This window comes from Acidovorax sp. GBBC 1281 (assembly GCF_028473645.1).
GTDB lineage: Bacteria > Pseudomonadota > Gammaproteobacteria > Burkholderiales > Burkholderiaceae_C > Paracidovorax.
In genome coordinates this window covers 4,820,865-4,839,936 of record NZ_CP097269.1, presented here as the reverse complement: position 1 = coordinate 4,839,936, position 19,072 = coordinate 4,820,865, and the positions used below count along the sequence as shown (strand labels likewise).

Here is a 19,072-nt window from a genome sequence, read left to right as displayed (position 1 = left end):
ACCATGGTTTATTGGGGCCACCGCAGGCTCCGCGAGCCCCTAAGATGGACCCCAGCCGTTTCGATCCACTGCCCCCGATCCAACCCTTCCCCATTGCCTGCCGCCGATGTGCTCCATGTCCACTTCCACCGACGACGCCGATGTGCAAGAGCATGCCGAGCTGCTGATCGCGCTCTTCCAGGCCGAGCAGTGCCTGGCGCAGCAGGACCTGATGGGGGCCCTGACGAAATTCGCGACGGCCCTGGCGTTCGATCCGCAGCGTGCGGACGTGTGGATGCATGTCGGGCGCACCTACCTCAAGATGGAAAACTGGGCGCAGGCCATTCCGGCGCTGGAGACCGCCCTGAACCTGCAGCCCGGCATGCCGGATGCGCAGCATGGCCTGTCTTTCGCGCTGTTCAACCTGGGCCGGCATGCCGAAGCGTTGCAAATGATCGACGATGTGTGTCGCCGCGGCAACAATCCGGCCATGTGGGTGATGCGCGCCTTCCTGCATGACCAGATCGAGGGCAATCCCGTCAAGACGCTGGAGGTCTACCGGGACTGGGGCCGGCGCTACGCCGATCCGCTGACGCGCAAGGTCGCTCCGCTCGTCGTGGCCGATCGGCGGCCGAAGAAACGCCTCAAGATCGGCTATGTCACGGCCGACTTCCGGGAGCACTCCATCGCGTTCTTCATGCTGCCCGTGCTGCGCCACCACGACCCGCAGGAGGTCGAGGTGCATGTGTATTCGGGCGGGCGGCGAGACGGCATCACCGATGCCCTGCAGCAATGCGTGCCCCATTGGCACGAGATGATCCATCTGTCCGACGACGAGCTGTACACGCTCATCCGCTCGCACGGCATCGACGTGCTGGTGGACCTGTCGGGCCACACCGCCGGCAACCGCCTGCTGGTCTTCGCGCGCCGCGCAGCGCCCGTGCAGGTGACGTGGCTCGGATTCATGAGCCCGCTGGGCATGAAGGCCATGGACTACCGCCTGACGGATGTTGGCATCACCCCGCCGGGCCATGAAGTCTTCTACAGCGAGCGGCTCTTTCGCCTGGCCTGCATGGCGAGCTACGCGCCGCCCACCTATGCGCCGCTGTGCGAAGAGCCGCCGATGCTGCGCAACGTCTACCCCACGCTCATCTCGCTGAACAATTCCGCCAAGGTCACGGACCGCATGCTGGGCGTCTGGGGCCGCATCCTGCAGGCACGCACCGATGCGCGCCTCGTCATCATGGTGAAGGAGCGGTCTGCCGAGGCCGCGCAGGCCAACATGCAGATGCGGGTCGAGGCACAGGGCCTGCCGCTGGACCGCGTGTTCGTGATGCACCAGCAACCGCTCAATCAGTTCATGGAACTGGGGCATATCGCCGACGTGGCGCTCGACACGGCCCCGATCTCTGGCGGCACCACGACGCTGCATGCTCTCTGGATGGGGCTGCCGATCGTGGCGCTGGACGCCGAGCGCGGTGTGGACGCGAGCACCGCGCGCACGCTGCAGGGCGTGGGCTATCCCGATTGGGTGGCGCGCAGCGACGACCAATACGTCGAGCGGGCCCTGGCGTTCATGGCCGATCCGGAAACCCTGGCCCGCCTGCGCCACGAAACACGGCAACGCGTTTCCGCCTGCGCACTCATGGACTATGCCGCCCGCACGGCCGAGCTGGAAAAGGCGTTCCGGCTCATGTGGCTCAACTACCTGGAAGGCCGTGACCGTTTCCTGGATGTGTTCGCCGATGCGGAGCCGGCCCTGGCACACCTGGGCGGTGGCGAGAAGCGTGTGCACGGCACGCCCTCCATATGACCGCTGGCGCTTCCACCAATCCCATTCCTCTGCTGGTGCCGGATGTGCCGGACCCGCTGTCCCTCCTGCCCTATCTGCAGCGCATGCATGCCGCGCGCTACTACTCCAACGGCGGCCCACTGGTGCGCGAACTGGAGGACCGCTTCGCCGAGCGCTTCGGCCTGAGTGCAGAACAGGTCACGACCGTGGCAAGCGCCACCCTGGGCCTGGAGCTGGTGCTGCAATCGCTGGGGCTGCGTGCCGGCTCCCGGGTGCTCATGCCCACCTTCACGTTCGCTGCCACGGCGACGGCTGTGCTGCGCGCCGGCCACGTGCCGGTACTGTGCGATGTGGATGCCGACAGCTGGCTGCTGACGCCCGACATCGCGCGCGCGGCCCATGCCACCGATGCCGTGGATGCCGTCCTGCCCGTGGCGGCCCTCGGCATGCCGCACGACATGGCGGCCTGGCAACGCTTCGAGGACGAAACGGGGCTTCCGGTGGTGATCGATGCGGCAGCCGGCTTTGGCAGCCAGTGGCTGGCAGGCGCTTCTGGCACGCTCGTGTTCAGTCTCCATGCCACCAAGTCGCTGCCGGCGGGAGAGGGCGGTTTCGTGGTCTCGTCCCGTCCCGGGTTGGCGGCGCGAGTGCGTCAACTGGCCAATTTCGGCATCAACCTCGACCCGGCCAGCCACCTGCCGGTCGGCGCCCTGGCTGCGGTGGGCACGAACGCCAAAATGAGCGAGTTGCACGCTGCCGTGGCGCTGGCATCGCTCGCTTGCTGGGAGCAGGGCGCGCAGGCCCGGCGCGCGTTGCAGCGGGAAATGCAGGATGCCCTTGCGCGCGCGGCGGACGGCCGGATCGCATGGCAGTTGGCGGGCCCGGCCGGCGCCATTGCAGCACCGACGCTGTTGTGTGCACGGATGCCCGACGCTGCCTGCCGGGGACGGCTCGAGGCACTGTGTGCCGCGCAGGGCATCGCGACGCGTCGCTGGTACCAGCCTCTCATGCACCGCATGGAAGCCCTGTTGCCCTTCTGTACGCTATTGCCCACGCCCCAAGCGGATGCGCTCGCCGAAACCCTGATCGGCCTGCCGTTCTTTCCGAAGATGGATCCTGCGCAGATGCAGCGGCTCACCCGTGTGATGGAGCAGGCAATGCGCAGCTAGGAAGGGGCCCATTTCAGATCACTGTAGAGACAATGGGCTGTACGAGCCGCCGCTGGCTCGGCAGGCCCCAGACCGGTACCGACCACGGGGCCGCGGTCCTTGCAACATCCATCCAGAAGAGTCGATCCATGCCGAGCAGTGTCGTTTCCCCCCACTTCTATCGAGACCCCGATCACCACGCCTGCGAACTGGAGGGGCTGTTCCGCGAAAGCTGGGTTTTCGTCTGCATGCGCTTCGAACTCGGCGGTCTCGTGCACCGCGGTGTGCAGGTGGGCGGGGTGTCGTTGTTGCTCCAGTGCGACAGCCAGGGGCGGCCGCGTGCCTTTCTCAATGTCTGCTCCCACCGGCATGCCCAGTTGTGCGAATCGGGCACGCACCGCGGGCCTGCGCGCTGCCCCTACCATGGCTGGGTGTACGACCGGGAGGGCGTTCCGGTCGGCATTCCGGCGAAACACTGCTTTCCCGAGGTGGTGGCCGAACCTGCCCGCTTTCGCCTCCAGGAATTCAACTGCGAGGCGGTAGGGCAGTTCGTGTTTGTCCGTATTTCCGAAAGCGGCCCGGCACTGCGCGAGTATCTGGGCGAGCAATACGCCTTTCTCGAGCGTGCCAGCCAGGGGATGCAAGGCTTGCTGGACGAGTTCCGGGAGCCGGTGGGCGCCAACTGGAAAATCGTGATCGAGAATGCCCTCGAGGGGTATCACGTCCCTGCCGTGCATTCGCGAACCTTCATGCAGGTCGACGGCATGGACCGGGCCGAAACGGCACCCCGCTTCTTCCTCGAAGATCGCCGGCACAGCCACCTGGAGCATGCCGCCGATGCGCAGTGGGTAGCGCGGTTCGCCCGCATGGAGAGCAAGATCGGGCAATGGCCCTGGCGCTTCGCGCATTACACCCACCACCATATTTTTCCGAACCTGACTGTTACGTCGTTCATGGGTTACAGCTTCCATGTCCAGTCGTTCGAGCCGACCGCGCCCCGCCAGACCACGGTTCACTCGAGGACTGTGGGCGTGGAGTTCACCGGGACCACGCCTGCCGGCGCCAAGATGATGGAACACATCCATGCCGACGGCCACGCCTTCACGCGCAAGGTGTTCGCGGAAGACGGTGGTATTTGCATTAAGGTGCAGGCGGGCGTCGATCAGGCGCAGCGCCCGGCCCTCGTGGGCGCCGGGATCGAGGACCGGGTGGCGCATTTCCAGGCGGCCTATGCCCAGGCGCTTCAGGGCTCCGAAACATCGATGGGCGGAAAAGCATGAAGGCCATCATCCTGGCGGGGGGGCTGGGTTCCCGCCTGAGCGAGGAGACGCAGCAAAAGCCCAAACCCATGGTGGAGATCGGTGGACGCCCGATTCTCTGGCACATCATGAAGATGTACTCGCACCATGGCATTCATGACTTCGTGGTGTGCTGCGGCTACAAGGGCTACGTGATCAAGGAGTACTTCGCGAACTATTTCCTGCACATGTCCGACGTGACGTTCGATCTGGTGAACAACCGCATGGACGTTCACGAGCGGTATGCCGAACCCTGGCGGGTGACCCTGGTGGACACCGGCGATGCCACCCAGACGGGTGGCCGCCTGCGCCGTGTGCGGCGCTACGTGAGCGAGGACGAGGCCTTCTGCTTCACCTATGGCGATGGGGTGGGCGACATCGACATCACGGCGCTCATCCGGTTCCACCGGGCGCATGGACGGCAGGCCACGCTCACCTCCACCCGGCAACCCGGCCGCTTCGGCGCGCTGGACATGGAGGGCGACCGCGTGCTGTCGTTCCGCGAAAAGCCCGATGGCGGCGGCGGCATGGTCAACGGCGGGTTCTTCGTGCTGTCTCCTGCCGTTTTCGATCTGATCGATTCCGACGAGACGGTTTGGGAAGGCCCTCCGCTCGAGGCGTTGGCGCGGTCTGGGCAGTTGCAGGCCTATCGGCACGAAGGCTTCTGGCAACCCATGGATACGCTGCGCGACAAGAACTATCTCGAACAGCTTTGGCAGGGGGGCCATGCGCCCTGGAAGTCATGGTGAGCGGTCCCGACAGCGGTTTTTGGTCCGGACGCAAGGTGTTCGTCACGGGCCACACAGGCTTCAAAGGCACCTGGCTGTCGCTCTGGCTGCAGCGTTTGGGCGCGCAGGTGACGGGGTATGCGCTGGAGGCGGACTCCATGCCCGCGATGTTCGCGCTGACCCGGGCCGCGCAGGGCATGCATTCGGTCATCGGCGATGTGCGGGATGCGGCGTTGCTTGCAGGCGCGCTGGAAGCAGCGGCGCCGGAGATCGTGATCCACATGGCTGCACAGCCCCTGGTGCGCAAGTCCTACGCCGATCCGGTCGGCACCTATTCGACCAACGTCATGGGTACCGTGCACCTTCTGGACGCCGTCCGTCGCGTGCCGTCGGTGCGCGCGGTGGTGGTGGTGACGAGCGACAAATGCTATGAGAACCGCGAGTGGCTCTGGGGCTATCGAGAGAACGACGCGTTGGGCGGGTTCGACCCTTACAGCAACAGCAAGGCTTGCACCGAGCTGGTGGCCGCCTGTTACCGCGACTCGTTTTTCGCCCCGGCAAGGCACGCGGATCACGGTGTGGCGCTGGCCACGGCGCGGGCGGGCAATGTGATCGGCGGCGGTGACTGGTCCCGCGACCGGCTGATTCCGGACTTCCTAAGAGCCGCCTGCGGCGGCGATCCGCTGGACGTGCGCAATCCCGCTGCCGTACGGCCATGGCAACATGTGCTGGAGCCCCTGGCCGGGTACCTCCAATTGGCGCAGAGACTCGTCGAGAAGGGTCTGGTGGCATCGGGCGCCTGGAATTTCGGGCCCGCCGAGCAGGACGTGCGAAGCGTCGGCGACGTCATTCGGCAACTGGCTGCCGCGTGGCCTGGCCCTGTCGAATGCCGCTTCGCGGCCGGGCCCGAGGGCGTGCACGAGGCGCAGATGCTGCGGCTCGACAGCAGCAAGGCCTGCTCTCTGTTGGGCTGGGGGCCTCGGTGGTCGCTGGCGCAGGCCGTGGAGCGCATCGCCCAATGGCATTCCGCACACGCTCGCGGCGAAGACATGCGCCAGGTGACCGAGCGTCAGATCGAATCGTATTGCGCCGCCGAGCGCTGAAATTCTATGGACAAGTTGCACCACATCCGCGAGCAGATCGCCGCGCTCGTTGGCGAATACGCGGCCCACGCGTATCGCGCCCAGCCATTCCTGCCGGGCGCCACGGCCATTCCGCCCTCCGGCAAGGTGATCGGGGAGGCCGAGCTGCAGAACATGGTGGCTGCGTCGCTCGACGGATGGCTGACCACGGGGCGTTTCAACGATGCGTTCGAAAAGCGCCTGCGCGAGTACCTCGGGGTGCGCCATGCGCTCACGACGAACAGCGGCTCGTCCGCGAATCTGCTCGCCTTCTCGGCGCTCACGTCTCCTGCATTGGGCCAGAGGGCCATCCGCCCGGGCGACGAGGTGATCGGTGTGGCGGCGGGGTTTCCCACCACCGTCAATCCCATCCTGCAGAACGGCGCGGTGCCCGTCTTCGTGGATGTGCAACTCGGCACTTACAACATCGATGTCGCGCTGATCGAAGCTGCGATCTCGCCGCGCACCAAGGCCATCATGCTGGCCCACACCCTCGGCAATCCCTACAACCTGGAGGCAGTGCAAGCGTTGTGCCGCAAGCATGGACTGTGGCTCGTCGAGGATTGCTGCGACGCCCTGGGGTCCACTTACGACGGACGGCTGGTAGGCACCTTCGGTGATATCGGAACCCTGAGCTTCTATCCGGCCCACCACATCACCATGGGCGAAGGCGGCGCGGTCTTCACCAACGACGATGAACTGGCACGCATCGTCACGTCATTCCGCGACTGGGGGCGGGACTGCTATTGCGGGCCCGGCAAGGACAACACCTGCGGAAAGCGGTATGGCTGGCAACTGGGCGATCTGCCCCCAGGCTATGACCACAAGTACACGTATTCGCATGTCGGCTACAACCTCAAGATCACCGACATGCAGGCGGCCTGTGCCCTGGCGCAGATGGACCGTTTGCCCGGCTTCATCGCGGCGCGGCAGCGCAATTTCGAGCATCTCGCCGGCCGGCTGAAAAGCTGCGAGGAGTTCCTGGTGCTTCCCCGGGCCACGGAAAATTCGCAGCCTTCGTGGTTCGGGTTCCCGCTCACGCTGCGCGAAGCTGCCGGTACCCGCCGCGTCGATCTGCTGGAGTACCTGGATCAGAGCCGCATCGGCACGCGGCTGCTGTTCGCCGGCAACCTGACCCGGCAGCCTTCGATGCAGGGACAGACGTACCGGGTGGCCAGCAGCCTGGCGAATACGGACACGGTCATGGAGCACACGTTCTGGCTGGGCATCTACCCCGGATTGAGCGAGGGCATGATCGACTTTGTGGCCGATCGCATCGAAACCTATTTCGGCGTCAACTTCTAGCACCCACCATGCGCTTCGAAGAAAGCCCTTTGCCGGGCTGCTACCTGATCCAGCCCGAAGTGCGGCCCGACGAGCGTGGGCGATTCGTGAAGACCTTCAGCCGCGAGGCGTTCCTTGCCCGAGGGCTCGACTGCGACTGGGTAGAAAGCTTCTACAGCGTATCGCGGCGTGGCGTGCTGCGCGGGCTGCACTTCCAGTTGCCGCCGCACCACCATGCCAAGCTGGTGCACTGCAGCCACGGCCGCCTCTTTGATGTGGTGGTCGATCTGCGCCGCGGCTCGCCGACACAGGGCCGCTTTGCCGCCTTCGAGCTGGACGTCGAGCTTGGCAACCAGGTCTACATTCCGGCGGGGTATGCCCACGGCTGCTATGCGCTGACCGAAGGCGCGACCATCGTCTACCACGTCACCTCGGCCCACGCGCCTGGGCACGATGCCGGCATCCGCTGGGACTCTGCCGGCATTCCCTGGCCCGATGACCATCCTGTGCTGTCGGTGCGCGACCGCCAGCACCCGCGGATGGAGGATTTCGCCAGCCCCTTCGAGATGCCGGAAGGACCGCCGAATGACCACTGAACGGCATGTGTTCCTGACGGGAGGGACGGGGTTCATCGGCCGGCACGTGCTGGCGTCTCTGCTGGAGGCGGGCCATCGCGTCACCGTCCTGAGGCATCCGGCCGACGCGCCTGCGTCGGTGCATCCTCGCCTTGTGTGGCTCAGCCGCGCCATGGACCAGTTGGCGCCCGCCGATCTGGCCGGGGCGGACGTGCTGATGCACCTGGCGTCGCCGGGCGTCCCGCCGCAGCAGGCCGACTGGCAGGCCCTGTTCTACTGGAACGTCACCGTTTTGCTGCAACTGCTCGATACGGCGCGTGCCGCTGGCGTGAAGCGGTCGGTCTTGGCGGGTACGTTCGCGGAATACGGTCGCAGCGCGGATGCCTTCGACTTCATTCCGGCCAGCGCACCGCTGGCACCCGCGTATGGCTACGCGGCATCCAAGGCCGCAGGTTTCCAGGCTGCGCATGCGCACGCGATCGAACACGCCATGGAGCTGTGCTACCTGCGGATCTTCTCGGTCTTCGGCGAAGGCCAGTACGCCGGGAACTTCTGGCCGGCATTGCGTCTGGCCGCATCGCAGGGCCTTGATTTTTCGATGACACCCGGTGCGCAGGTGCGCGACTACGTCCCCGTGGAGGCGGTCGCCCGGGCATTCCGGCATGCGGCTGAGCGCGGTGACGTCGAGGCGGGCAGGCCCTGGGTGCGCAATGTGGGATCGGGCTCGCCGGTATCGATGCAGGATTTCGCGCAGCACTGGTGGTCTGTCTGGAAGGCGCCGGGCCGGCTGCTCGTCGGCGCCCTGCCGTACCGGCCCAACGAGGTGATGCGCTGCGTCCCCGAAATGGCGGCCGACCTGTTCTTGTCTGGATCTGAACATGAGGGGCAACGATTTGCGTGAATTCAACGAACTGTCCGCCCTGGAGGGCTCGCGCATCCTGATCACGGGTGCCGGCGGAATGCTCGGGCAGGCGTTCGCCCGCCACTTGGCTGAGCAGGTCCCTGCTGCCCTGGTCGCGGCCCTCGACCGCCACGCGTTCGATGTGCGCCAGCGCGAGCAGGCCCAGGCCTTGCGCGCCTGGCGGCCCGATATCGTGATCCATTGCGCCGTGTGTTCCGACGTCAACTGGTGCGAGGACCATGCGGACGCGGCGGTGCAGGTGCAGATCGAAGGAACCCGCCACGTGGTCGAGCTGGCCCGCGAATGCGGAGCCCGGTTCTTTTACCCGCAGACCTTCCTGATCTACGACGGAAGCCAGCCGGTGGACGAGGCCACGCCCCCCCGTCCTTTGAGCGTGTACGGACACCTTAAGCTGGAGGCGGAGCACATCGTGCTGGAGGCATCGCCGCAGGCGCTCACTGTGCGCATGGGCGGGTTTTTCGGAGAGCATGCGCGCGACAAGAATTTCGTCGGCAAGCTGGTTCCGCACCTCGCGGGACTGCTGCGCTCCGGCGTGGACCGCATGGAGATCGGTGACCGCATCTGGCAGCCCACGCTCACGGACGATTTGGCCTACAACAGCCTGCTGCTGCTGGCGCGCGGCGAGACGGGCCGTTTCTGCATGGCTTCCCATGGGCAAGCCTCTTTCTTCGAACTGGCGCGGGAGATCGTGCTCCGATTGGGTCTGGATCGCCGCATCGAGATAGCGCGTGTTCCTGCGGAAACCATGGCTCGCAAGGAAAAAGCCGTGCGCCCCGATGCGGTGGTGATGCGCAACGCCGCGCTGCAGGCCCACGGGCTGGACCGTCAGCGCACATGGCAGGACAGCCTGGCCGCCTATCTCGACCACCCTTATTTCACTGGAATGTTCGCCCCATGAGCCTGCAACTGCTGAGCCCCTTCGTTCACCACGACATTTTCGGTCCCATGCGCAATCGTGTGGCCATGGCGGCCATGACGCGTGGTTTTGCCGATGCGCAGCACCGCTGCACGGACGAAATCGCTGCTTACTACGCGCGGCGTGCCGCTGCCGGCGTATCGCTCATCCTGACGGAAGGCATCGTGGTCCATCCTTCGGCGGATGGTTACCGGAACGTGCCCCATCTGCAGAACGACGAGCAGGCCGACAGCTGGATCCCGGCCGTCCGGCAGGTGCAGGAGGCTGGCGGGCGCATCGTGGCGCAACTGTGGCATTGCGGGCGGATCTCGCACCCGGACTTCACTGGCGGGTTGGCGCCGGTCAGTTCCACGGACCGGCCAGCGGCGGGCATCAACCGCCAGAACGGCCAGCCCTACGGGCAGCCCCGTGCGCTGCATGCATCGGAGATGCCTGGCATCTACCGTCTTTTCGAGGAGGCCGCGCAGCGCGCCCTGAATACAGGTTTCGACGGCGTGCAGATCCATATGGGACATGGATACCTGATCGACCAGTTCCTGGATGCGCGCATCAATGACCGGACCGATGCCTATGGAGGATCGGTCGAGAACCGTTGCCGCATCGTGCTGGAACTCGTGGAGCGCCTGCTGCCCATTTGCGGCCCCCAGCGCCTGATGATTCGCCTCTCGCCTGCGCGGATGATGGGCGGACTGTACGAGTGGCCGGACCTCGACGACATGCTGCAGCATCTCATCGCCCAGCTGGATCGCCTGGGGCTGAGGCAACTGGACATCAGTTGCGCGGATGCGCCCTATGCCGAAACTTCCGGAAAAATCGTGCGCCGTGTGCGTCCCCTCTGGCCCCACTTCCTGATGGGGGGCGCGTCGCTATCCGCTGCGGAGGCCGAGCACGAAATCCAGGAGGGGCATCTGGACATGGTCACCTGGGGCCGCGCGCTCCTTGCGAACCCGGACTTCGTGCGAAGGCTGGAGCGTGGAGAAGCCCTCGAGCCCATGACGCCCGAGCGGCGCGCCGTGCTCTATTAATCAGATTGATGGGCAGTCAGCCGACACGGCCACTGAAGAATTCGGCGATCGTGAAGTCCTGAGCGCTTTCCTCGTGCGCCTGCCGCATGGCCGAGGGCAGATCGGCGTAGACCTCCCGCCACCAGGCGGGCGTGCCGACGAAGCCCTTGTTGAGGGTCAGATTGAACAGCGGGACGCTCTTGAGCGACAGGACATCGGCGTATTCGTCCATCGGCAGAAGATGGTTCGCGGCGAACCGGTAGCCATCGGCGAGGTCCTGGGCCGGCTCACCCCACTTGCGTGCCAGGCTCTGCCACAGCAGGCATTCGACGGCCGCCTTCTGGATCTGCTGGTAGGGCTCGTCGGTCCGGTGCTGGATCTCGGACGCACCGCGCAGGTCTTCCGGCAGCGCCCACAGCTCGCACATGTCCTGGGTGCGGCTCACGAGAAAACGCTCGGAGAAATGGAAGGGAATCTGCTTCCAGGACGAATGCGCCAGGAAGCCGAATTTCCCCTCGTTCCTGCTGCCATCGTCGAACAGTTCTTCCACCGCCCGGTAGAGCGATCCGGTGACGACCGTATCGCTTCGCATGCGCACCGAGTACGGTACGCCCACCTCGGCCAGATGCCGGGCGCCTGCCTTGGCCGAGCGGATGATGGCATTGCGGCTGTCCACCATGTTCTGGGGCTGGGGAAGCGTGATCACGGCGTCTACCCATGGCCGGCAGGCATCGAGGCTGGCGGCAGACTGGTGATCCCAGGTGACGAAGCACAGATGCGCCTCGGGGCACGCCATCCGCTGCCAGGCCAGTGCCATGGGGGTATAGGGAAACACCGGGCCTTGCACGAAGATGCCGAGCGAAGGCGTTCGTGAGGGCGATTTGCGCTGCAGGGACAGCCCTTCGAACACCCTGGAGAAAGCCTGGAGCTGGTCGATGTCTCCATGCCGACCGCTGTGGGTGAGCGCCGGCACGCAGCGGTAGTCGCCCCACAGGTTGCGGATCTGGTTCATGATTTCCGCCGAATGCGCTGCGAAGATCACCAGGAGCACTTCCTCGTGCGGTTCCTTCATGAGCGCTTCGGGGCCGCGGACGGGAACGCCATGGATCTGCCTGTCCTGGTGGGCGGTGAACGGGCACACGGTGTATTCCACCGGCAGGCCCAGCAGCGGGTAGTAGTCCGTGAACGCCTGTCCAGCGCCCCAGCCGATCAGTCGGACCTTGGCCGGGTCGATTTCCGGATATTTCAGTAGAACGCGGTCAAGGCCGCCCCGAATCTTGGCCATCCTGCGGTGCCCTCTGGGTATTGGAGTGAATGCCTCTGGAGAGGCGTTTCAGCGATAGAAATACAGGCAGGTATCCCAGCGATCTTCGGTGTGGTGCTGCAGCCCGATCGAGTACCCGGGGGCCACGGCATCCACCAGCGCCGGGATGTCCAGCAGGTCGGTCGCGCGGTGATAGGCGGAGATCGCCATCTTGGGCAGGCCGGCGCGGATGGCCGCCTGGGCGCCCCGCAGCGCCGGAATCTCGAAGCCTTCGATGTCCATCTTGATGAAGGTCGGTGGCGCATCGATGAGATCGTCGATGCGCCGGATGCGCACCGTCTCCAAGGGCGCGCTCGGATCGACGGCGATGCTGCCGCCATGCCCTCCCAGATGGTGGAACGGGACTTCCGCGTCGTTCTCGCCGACGGCGAAGGGATGCAGCGAAATCCGGGATTCGAGCGCGGTGCCTGCGTAGCCCTGCTGCAGCTTGCGCAGCACCTCGATGTTCAGCCGGTCGGGCTCGATCATCCAGGAGTGTTCGATGCGATCGCCCGTGAGGCCCAGCAGCCCGGTCGTGGATTCGCCGATGGAGGCGCCGCAATCGACGAACCTCTCGTGGTCCGAGAACGTCAGCAGGCCCGAGCGGAAGTACAGCGTCGAATAGGGCCTGGCCACAGTGAGGTACCACTCGGGATTGCAGCTCAGGTGGAACAGGAGCACGCTGCGCAATGTGCTCACGGAGTGTGCATCCGCAAGCCGCCGCTCCAGCGCCAGGAATTCATCGAACCTGCTGCTGATGGCAGGGGCCCAGTCGGCCGTGCGGTAGTCCACCCGGTCATTCATGCCGAAGAGCCGGGTGACCTGCTCGTGGTTCACATGGGCGATGCCGTGGCGGGTGCAGAGCCGGTCGAAGAACCGCCTTGAATAATCCGTCCGGCAGCAGTTGATGGCAATGATGTCCGGGTCCTCGCGCAGCATCGCAAGGAAGCGGTCGGTGGAAATGATGTCCACGCCGTAGTAGTCCTCACCGCTGGCGTGCTTGAAATCATCCACCACGGCCAGGGCCCAGCCTTGGTCGCGGGTCGCACGGATGAAGACTTCCGCGAAAGTCTTCGTTCCCAGCAGGATGAAGCGCGTCCGGTCCCCGCGCCGGGCGAAGATCTCGCGCGCCTGCTCAGGTATGCAGAAATGCGGGTCGCGGCGGTACAGGTCCAGCATGGCGAGCAGTGCTTCATCGAGCTGGAAGTGATCCAGGTTGATGCGGCTGACCAAGGCGTCGGGCAGGAAGGATGGGGGCAGTGAGGCCATGGTGGGTCGCTCGCGGGGGCATGCGGTGCCGGGGCGCCGGAGACGTTCAACTCCAGGAAAAGCGCCGGGCCGGATTGCCCATGATGGTGATGTTGGGCGGAATGCGGCCATACACCACGCTGCCCGCACCGACCTTGACGTTGTCGCCGATGACCGTGCCGCTGGTGATGACGCAATTGGGATGGATCGACACGAAGTTGCCGATCTTCGCGCCGCCGCCGATGGAGCAGTGGCTGTTGATCTGGCACCAATCCCCGACGCGGACGTCGTGCCCGATGACCGTATATTCCTGGACGCACACGAAATCGCCCAACTGGACATCCACCGAAATGCCGACACGGGGTGCGATGATGCAGCCACGGCCTAGCCGGGCATGCCGCGTCACATGGGCCTGGGGATGCACGACCGTGGCGAAGTCGACGTCGTGGACCGATCGCAGTACCTCGGTGTACTTGTATCTCGCCATCGGATCGCCCAGTGCGGCCATGAAAACGTCGCCATCCACGGGGATGTAGGTCATGGGGTCGCCCACGATGCCGATCGAGCGCTGCATGCCGTTCAGCGCCGAAGTGCGCGAATCCAGAAAGCCCTTGGGGCGAAACAGCGGGTTGTCGTCTTCGACATACGTCAGGACTTCGCGGCCGAAGCCACCAGCGCCCACAATGAGCAGGTTTCGATGCGGAGCGGACGTATCCGTGGAGGGCGCAGCCATGGGGGGATCAACTGATGGTGAGGCCGCCGTCCATCACCAGCGTTGTGCCGGTGATCCATCGGCTGGCCTGGGACAGCAGGAACACGGCGGCATTGGCCACGTCCTCCGGCTGGCCGAAACCGAGCGGGTAGTTGCCTCGCTCCTTTTCCATTGAGCCCACGAGCGTGGCGGTGGCGTCGAGCAATGGCGTTTCAACCAGGGCGGGCGAGAGGCAGTTGGCTCGGATGCCCCGCTTGACGACCTCCATCGCGAGGCAGCGCATCATCGCAATCAATGCGGCCTTGGTGCCCGAGTAGGCGGCCACTCCCGGCACACCGATGTGTGCGGCGATCGAGGCGATGAACACCATCGATCCTCCCGGCGCGATCAGGTTGCGCTTGAGAAGGGTCTGCGTCAGCAGCATCGGGGCGTCCACGTTGATGCTCTGCACTTCGCGCAGATGCTGTTCCGTGATCATTCGCACGGGAGACAGGCGGGAAATGCCTGCGCTGTGGACGATGCCGTTCAATGGCACAGAAGCGATCTGCTCCACCAGCGCGGAGCGATCGGTAGGCTGGGTCAGGTCTGCACGCACCACGAGGTGCTCGGCTGCCGGTGCGACGGCTTGCAGTGCCTGCAACGTGCGGGTGAGGCGCTCTTCGTCGCGGCCCACGCCGATGACTTGAGCTCCCATGCGTGCGCAGGCGATGGCGATGGCATGGCCCAGGCCCGAAGTGGCCCCCGTGACGAGGATGCGCTGTCCCTGCAGGTGGAAGGGGGTGGGCGTTGCGTCCATCGGTCAAGACTCCAGCATGGCCGGGAAGCGTGCCCCTGCAATGTCCAGGATGCACGTGCCCCAGGACAGGCCGATGCCGAAGCCGCTCAGCAGCAGCTTGTGCGTGCCGCTGGCCAGCGTTTCGTTCAGGCGCGCGGTCATGGTGACCGGCAGGGTCGCCCCACTGGTGTTGCCATAGTCGGCCAGCGTCGATGGGACTTTCTCAGGGGGGAGTGCCAGCTTCTTGCGGATGGTTTCATTGATCATCCGGTTGGCCTGATGGAAGACGAAGTAGTCGACATCGTCCTTGGACACGCCTGCATATTGCAGCGTGCGCTCCACGGCCGGAGGAATTTTCTGCGTGGAGAAGCTGAGCACGGCCGGTCCGTCGAGGAGGAGGCGGTCCGGCCATTGCAGTTCCCCGTCCTCGTCGCGCGTGGGGATGCTGTGATGAAAGGCATAGGGCTCCCGATGCCCACCCACCGGTTTGATGATGGCTTTGTAGCCGCTGCCGTCGCTGTTGAGGTCGAAATACATGGGCGCGGCTGAAGGATCGAATTCCAGTGCGGTCGCCGTGCCGGCGTCAGAGAACAGCGGGTCCTTTTCGCTTGCGGAGCGGTCTCCCACCAGCAGCAGGCCCTTTTTCACCGTGCCGGACGCGATCATGCTGCCCAGCAGGTGCAACCCGAACGGGTAGCCAGAGCAGCCGAGATTCACGTCGAACGCGATCGTGGACTGCGACAGCCCGAGCTTGTCCTGCAAGATGATGGCGGTGGAGGGAATGGGATAGTCGGGCGACTGCGTCACGACGATCAACGCGTGCACGTCTTCGCGGGCCCACTGCAGTTCCTGCAGCAGCTTTTCCGTGGCGTCTTGCGCCAGATCGGAAAAGCATTGCCACGACGCGCACAGGCGGCGCTGCTGGATGCCGATGTTGCGAACCAGCCTTTCCCGCTCCGAGCGGATTTTCGGAGGGCAATCCTCGAGGTTGGAAACCACGCGCTTGGGCACGCAGCTCGCCATGCCTGCAAAGCGCACGTTGTGCAGGGTGGACAGGCCCATGGTGGTCTACCCCAACAGCTTGTAGAGGTCCGTGACCGTGACGCAGTTCTTCAGGTCGTCGCCCACGATGGTTTTCCCGTACTCCACGTCGAACATCACGATGACACCCAGGGCGGCAAGGGAGTCCCACTCGGGCAGAGCACGCAGTTCGGTATCCGCGGTGACCTCCACCGGCTCCTGGAAATCGACGGCGGTCAGAAAGCTTTCGATGAATTGCTCGATGGAAGGCGAAGGCATGCGTACTCCAGAATGAAAAATGTCGCTGAGACCAAGATTTCGGCCTCCAACGGCAGTGTATTAGCCCCGGATGCCTTCTTCTTCAGCCCTGCAGGAGTTTCAGCACCTGCTGGGGCAACTGGTTCGCCTGGGCCACCATCGCAGTGCCCGCCTGCTGCAGGATCTGCGTGCGCGACAGGTTCGCCGTTTCCTTGGCAAAGTCTGCATCCACGATGCGGCCGCGGGCTGCCGACATGTTCTCGCCCTGGATGTCGATATTGGCGATGGCATTTTCGAAGCGGCTTTGCAGGGCCCCGAGGTCCGCGCGCGCCGAATTGACCTGGTCGATCGCGCTGTCGATCTTTTTGAGGGCCACCCAAGCCTGGCTCTGCGTTCCGACATCGACGCTGTCGATCCCTTTCTGGCCGGTGCCCGTGGCGTTCGTCAGCGTGGGCGGGGTAAAGCCCGTATTGGCCACGGTGAACCCGGTCGTGCCGCCGAACGTCACGGTCTCCGGCACGGGGGGAACGGCATTCGTCAGTTTCGAGGAGGCGAACTCCAGCCCGTAGCTGCCGTCGTCGTTCTTGGTCAGGAAGGCGGTCACACCCGTATCGGCCGTCTTGTTGTTGATCGCCGAGATCACCTGGCCGAGACGTTCCACGCCGGAGCCGGCGGCCTTGATGCTTCCCAGGTCGATGGCGGAGCCCGAACCGACCTGGATCGTCAGGCCGCCCGCGGGGATCGCGCTGCCGAAGGCGGAGATCGACGTGTCCGACGCGTCCACGGCGATCGCGGTGCTCGTGCTTGAGTACATGATGCTGGACAGGCCCGAGGCGCGGGTGTCCGCCAGGGCGCCGAGCGTGACGTTGTCGCCGGAATTGGCGCCCACCTGGAACAGGGCGCCCGCAAAGCTGCCGTCCAGGATCTTCTGACCGTTGAAGCTGGTCTGCTTGGAGACGCGGTCGATTTCGTCGGTGAGTTGCTTGACTTCGGACTGCAACGCGGCCCGGTCGGCCTTGCTGTTCGTGGCGTTGCTGGCCTGAACGGCCAGTTCGCGCATCCGCTGCAGCATGTCGCCCACCTTGCCCAGGGCGCCTTCTGCCGTCTGGGCCAGCGAGATGCCGTCGTTGGCGTTGCGGGAGGCCACGGCCAGGCCCTTGACCTGGGTGTTCATGCGCTCGGCGATGGCCATGCCGGCCGCGTCGTCCTTGGCACTGTTGACGCGCAGGCCGGAAGACAGCCTCTGCATGGTGGTCGTCAGCGAGGCTGCCGACATTCCCAGATTGCGCTGGGCGTTGAGTGAGGCGATGTTGGTGTTGATCGTCGAGGCCATTACGGAACTCCTTCGCAAAAGGGACAAGGCACAGCTGCCGTGGCCAAGGACACCACCATCAGCGGGCAACCCTAGCGTTGGGAGAATTCTCCCCAGGTGGGGTTTTCCTGGCGTGGGGAAAAAAGGGCGGAAAACCGTCCATATCCACCCTTGTGCGAGGTGGCTGACCCGGGCGGTGCCGGGGAAAGTCGATTTTTTTGCGTGGAGACGCTCAAGTTCTCCAGGGCCTGCCCGATAACCTAACCAACAGGTTCAAGCGAATTTGTTGACCGGCAAGCGATGGATGGGTTCACGTGACTGCCGCCCCGGTCTTGGCAGCTGGCCATGGGGGTCAGCGTTGTGATCGGCGGTCTAGCCGGAATTTAAGTTACCAAGGAGCATTTCAATGGCCTCTACCATCAACACCAATGTCGCTTCCCTGACTGCTCAGCGCAATCTGGGAATGTCGCAAAACTCTCTCACCACCTCGATGGCTCGCCTGTCCTCGGGTTTGCGCATCACCAGCGCCAAGGATGATGCAGCAGGATCTTCGATCGCCGAGCGCATGAACACCCAGATCAAGGGTCTGGCCGTGGCGGCCCGCAACGCCAACGACGGCATCTCGCTGGCCCAGACGGCAGAAGGCGCCCTGGGCAAGGTCGGCGACATGCTGCAACGGATGCGTGAACTGTCGGTGCAGGCCAGCAATGCCACCAACAGCACCAAGGACCGCGCTGCACTGCAATCCGAAGTGAAGCAGCTCACCGACGAAATCGACCGCGTTGCCAAGCAAACCAGCTTCAACGGCCAGAAGATCCTGGACGGCAGCTTCGCAGGCGCCCTGTTCCAGGTCGGTGCCAACTCCGGTGAAAACATCACCGTCGGCGCCCTGACCAATTCGTCGGCTGCGGGCCTGTCGAACATCGAGTACTCCACGGGCAGCGTGACCTCCCTGAATGCTTCCGACACGACGGTCACGGGCTTCGGCACCAAGATCGCTGCCGGTGGCCTGACGATCCAGGTGGGCTCGGCATCCGCCATCGATCTGGGCGAAATCAAGGCTGCCGGCTCTGGTGTTGAGCGTCTGGGCCAAGTGGTTTCCGCAATCAACAACAAGTCCGCCGACACCGGTGTGACCGCCTTCCTGACCAAGAAGGACGACGGCACGTACGACCTGGAATTTGCTTCGTCCAAGCTGAACAGTGCAACGCCTCCCGTGCCGGAAACCATCACCTTCGGCGGCACGACCGGCTTCTCCGTGGCGAACACGGGCTTCGCCGCCCCGACGCTCGCGGCCGCCACCGGCACCGACAAGAAGGGCATCGACACCGTGACCGTCGCGACGCAGAAGGACGCATGGGTTTCCCTGAAGAAGATCGACAGCGCGATCGACCAGGTGAACTCCGCACGTGCCGACCTCGGCGCTCTGCAAAGCCGCTTCGAGAACTCGGTGGGCAACATCAACATCCAGGCCGAGAATCTGTCGGCATCGCGTGGCCGGATCGTGGACGCCGACTTCGCCAAGGAAACGGCGAACCTGTCGCGCACGCAGATCCTGCAACAGGCGGGCACTGCGATGGTGGCCCAGGCCAACCAGCTGCCCCAGGGCGTGCTGTCCCTGCTGCGTTAATCGGTGGCTTATAAAGGGGATCGGAACGGTCCGAACCCTTTTAAGCG

The 19,072-nt window shown here is 64.9% G+C and carries 18 protein-coding genes; 11 read left to right on the top strand and 7 right to left on the bottom strand.

Annotated features, from left to right (window positions below; translation table 11 throughout):
- Positions 1 to 115: 115 nt before the first annotated feature.
- The 10 genes from M5C96_RS22640 (at position 116) to M5C96_RS22595 (ending at position 10,788) form a co-directional block, all read left to right on the top strand.
- A complete protein-coding gene (locus M5C96_RS22640; protein WP_272565423.1) occupies positions 116 to 1,792 on the top strand; it encodes an O-linked N-acetylglucosamine transferase, SPINDLY family protein in 1,677 nt (558 codons plus the stop codon).
- Positions 1,789 to 2,940: a DegT/DnrJ/EryC1/StrS family aminotransferase gene (locus tag M5C96_RS22635; protein WP_272565422.1), complete on the top strand. Its 1,152-nt coding sequence runs from the start codon at positions 1,789 to 1,791 to the stop codon at positions 2,938 to 2,940. The genes M5C96_RS22640 and M5C96_RS22635 overlap by 4 nt, the downstream gene beginning before the upstream one ends.
- A 128-nt stretch (positions 2,941 to 3,068) precedes the next feature.
- Positions 3,069 to 4,199, top strand: a complete 1,131-nt coding sequence (locus M5C96_RS22630; protein ID WP_272565420.1) for an aromatic ring-hydroxylating oxygenase subunit alpha — start codon at positions 3,069 to 3,071, stop codon at positions 4,197 to 4,199.
- Entirely contained in the window at positions 4,196 to 4,966 is a 771-nt protein-coding gene (gene rfbF / locus M5C96_RS22625) for a glucose-1-phosphate cytidylyltransferase (RefSeq protein ID WP_272565419.1), read from the top strand. The genes M5C96_RS22630 and rfbF overlap by 4 nt, the downstream gene beginning before the upstream one ends.
- On the top strand, positions 4,960 to 6,048 hold the full coding sequence (gene rfbG / locus M5C96_RS22620) for a CDP-glucose 4,6-dehydratase (protein WP_272565418.1): 1,089 nt from the start codon (positions 4,960 to 4,962) through the stop codon (positions 6,046 to 6,048). The genes rfbF and rfbG overlap by 7 nt, the downstream gene beginning before the upstream one ends.
- A gap of 6 nt (positions 6,049 to 6,054) precedes the next feature.
- Positions 6,055 to 7,371, top strand: a complete 1,317-nt coding sequence (gene rfbH, locus M5C96_RS22615; protein ID WP_272565417.1) for a lipopolysaccharide biosynthesis protein RfbH — start codon at positions 6,055 to 6,057, stop codon at positions 7,369 to 7,371.
- An 8-nt stretch (positions 7,372 to 7,379) separates the two neighbouring features.
- Positions 7,380 to 7,946, top strand: a complete 567-nt coding sequence (gene rfbC, locus M5C96_RS22610; RefSeq protein ID WP_272565415.1) for a dTDP-4-dehydrorhamnose 3,5-epimerase — start codon at positions 7,380 to 7,382, stop codon at positions 7,944 to 7,946.
- Positions 7,936 to 8,826: an NAD-dependent epimerase/dehydratase family protein gene (locus M5C96_RS22605; RefSeq protein ID WP_272565414.1), complete on the top strand. Its 891-nt coding sequence runs from the start codon at positions 7,936 to 7,938 to the stop codon at positions 8,824 to 8,826. Before rfbC ends, M5C96_RS22605 begins: the two co-directional genes overlap by 11 nt.
- Complete coding sequence (locus M5C96_RS22600; RefSeq protein WP_272565413.1) at positions 8,804 to 9,745, top strand: SDR family oxidoreductase; 942 nt, start codon at positions 8,804 to 8,806, stop codon at positions 9,743 to 9,745. Before M5C96_RS22605 ends, M5C96_RS22600 begins: the two co-directional genes overlap by 23 nt.
- Positions 9,742 to 10,788 (top strand): oxidoreductase, encoded by a 1,047-nt coding sequence (locus tag M5C96_RS22595; RefSeq protein ID WP_272565412.1) that lies wholly within the window; start codon positions 9,742 to 9,744, stop codon positions 10,786 to 10,788. Before M5C96_RS22600 ends, M5C96_RS22595 begins: the two co-directional genes overlap by 4 nt.
- Positions 10,789 to 10,804: 16 nt before the next feature.
- On the opposite strand, the gene M5C96_RS22590 is transcribed toward M5C96_RS22595, so the two are convergent.
- The 7 genes from M5C96_RS22590 to M5C96_RS22560 all read right to left on the bottom strand — a co-directional run bounded on the left by M5C96_RS22590 (position 10,805) and on the right by M5C96_RS22560 (position 17,416).
- Complete coding sequence (locus M5C96_RS22590; protein ID WP_272565411.1) at positions 10,805 to 12,052, bottom strand: WavE lipopolysaccharide synthesis family protein; 1,248 nt, start codon at positions 12,050 to 12,052, stop codon at positions 10,805 to 10,807.
- A gap of 48 nt (positions 12,053 to 12,100) precedes the next feature.
- Positions 12,101 to 13,339 (bottom strand): FkbM family methyltransferase, encoded by a 1,239-nt coding sequence (locus M5C96_RS22585; protein ID WP_272565410.1) that lies wholly within the window; start codon positions 13,337 to 13,339, stop codon positions 12,101 to 12,103.
- A 46-nt stretch (positions 13,340 to 13,385) separates the two neighbouring features.
- Positions 13,386 to 14,051 (bottom strand): NeuD/PglB/VioB family sugar acetyltransferase, encoded by a 666-nt coding sequence (locus M5C96_RS22580; RefSeq protein WP_272565408.1) that lies wholly within the window; start codon positions 14,049 to 14,051, stop codon positions 13,386 to 13,388.
- A gap of 7 nt (positions 14,052 to 14,058) precedes the next feature.
- The gene (locus M5C96_RS22575; RefSeq protein WP_272565406.1) at positions 14,059 to 14,826 is read right to left on the bottom strand and encodes an SDR family NAD(P)-dependent oxidoreductase; all 768 of its coding nucleotides are present in this window, start codon (positions 14,824 to 14,826) and stop codon (positions 14,059 to 14,061) included.
- 3 nt (positions 14,827 to 14,829) lie between these two features.
- Positions 14,830 to 15,816 (bottom strand): ketoacyl-ACP synthase III, encoded by a 987-nt coding sequence (locus M5C96_RS22570; RefSeq protein WP_272565403.1) that lies wholly within the window; start codon positions 15,814 to 15,816, stop codon positions 14,830 to 14,832.
- A 57-nt stretch (positions 15,817 to 15,873) separates the two neighbouring features.
- On the bottom strand, positions 15,874 to 16,104 hold the full coding sequence (locus M5C96_RS22565; RefSeq protein ID WP_272565401.1) for an acyl carrier protein: 231 nt from the start codon (positions 16,102 to 16,104) through the stop codon (positions 15,874 to 15,876).
- Between the two features lie 82 nt (positions 16,105 to 16,186).
- Positions 16,187 to 17,416, bottom strand: a complete 1,230-nt coding sequence (locus tag M5C96_RS22560) for a flagellin (protein WP_272565400.1) — start codon at positions 17,414 to 17,416, stop codon at positions 16,187 to 16,189.
- Positions 17,417 to 17,801: 385 nt separating this feature from the next.
- On the opposite strand from M5C96_RS22560, the gene M5C96_RS22555 reads away from it, so the two are divergent.
- Entirely contained in the window at positions 17,802 to 19,025 is a 1,224-nt protein-coding gene (locus tag M5C96_RS22555) for a flagellin (RefSeq protein WP_272565399.1), read from the top strand.
- The last annotated feature ends 47 nt before the right edge of the window (positions 19,026 to 19,072 follow it).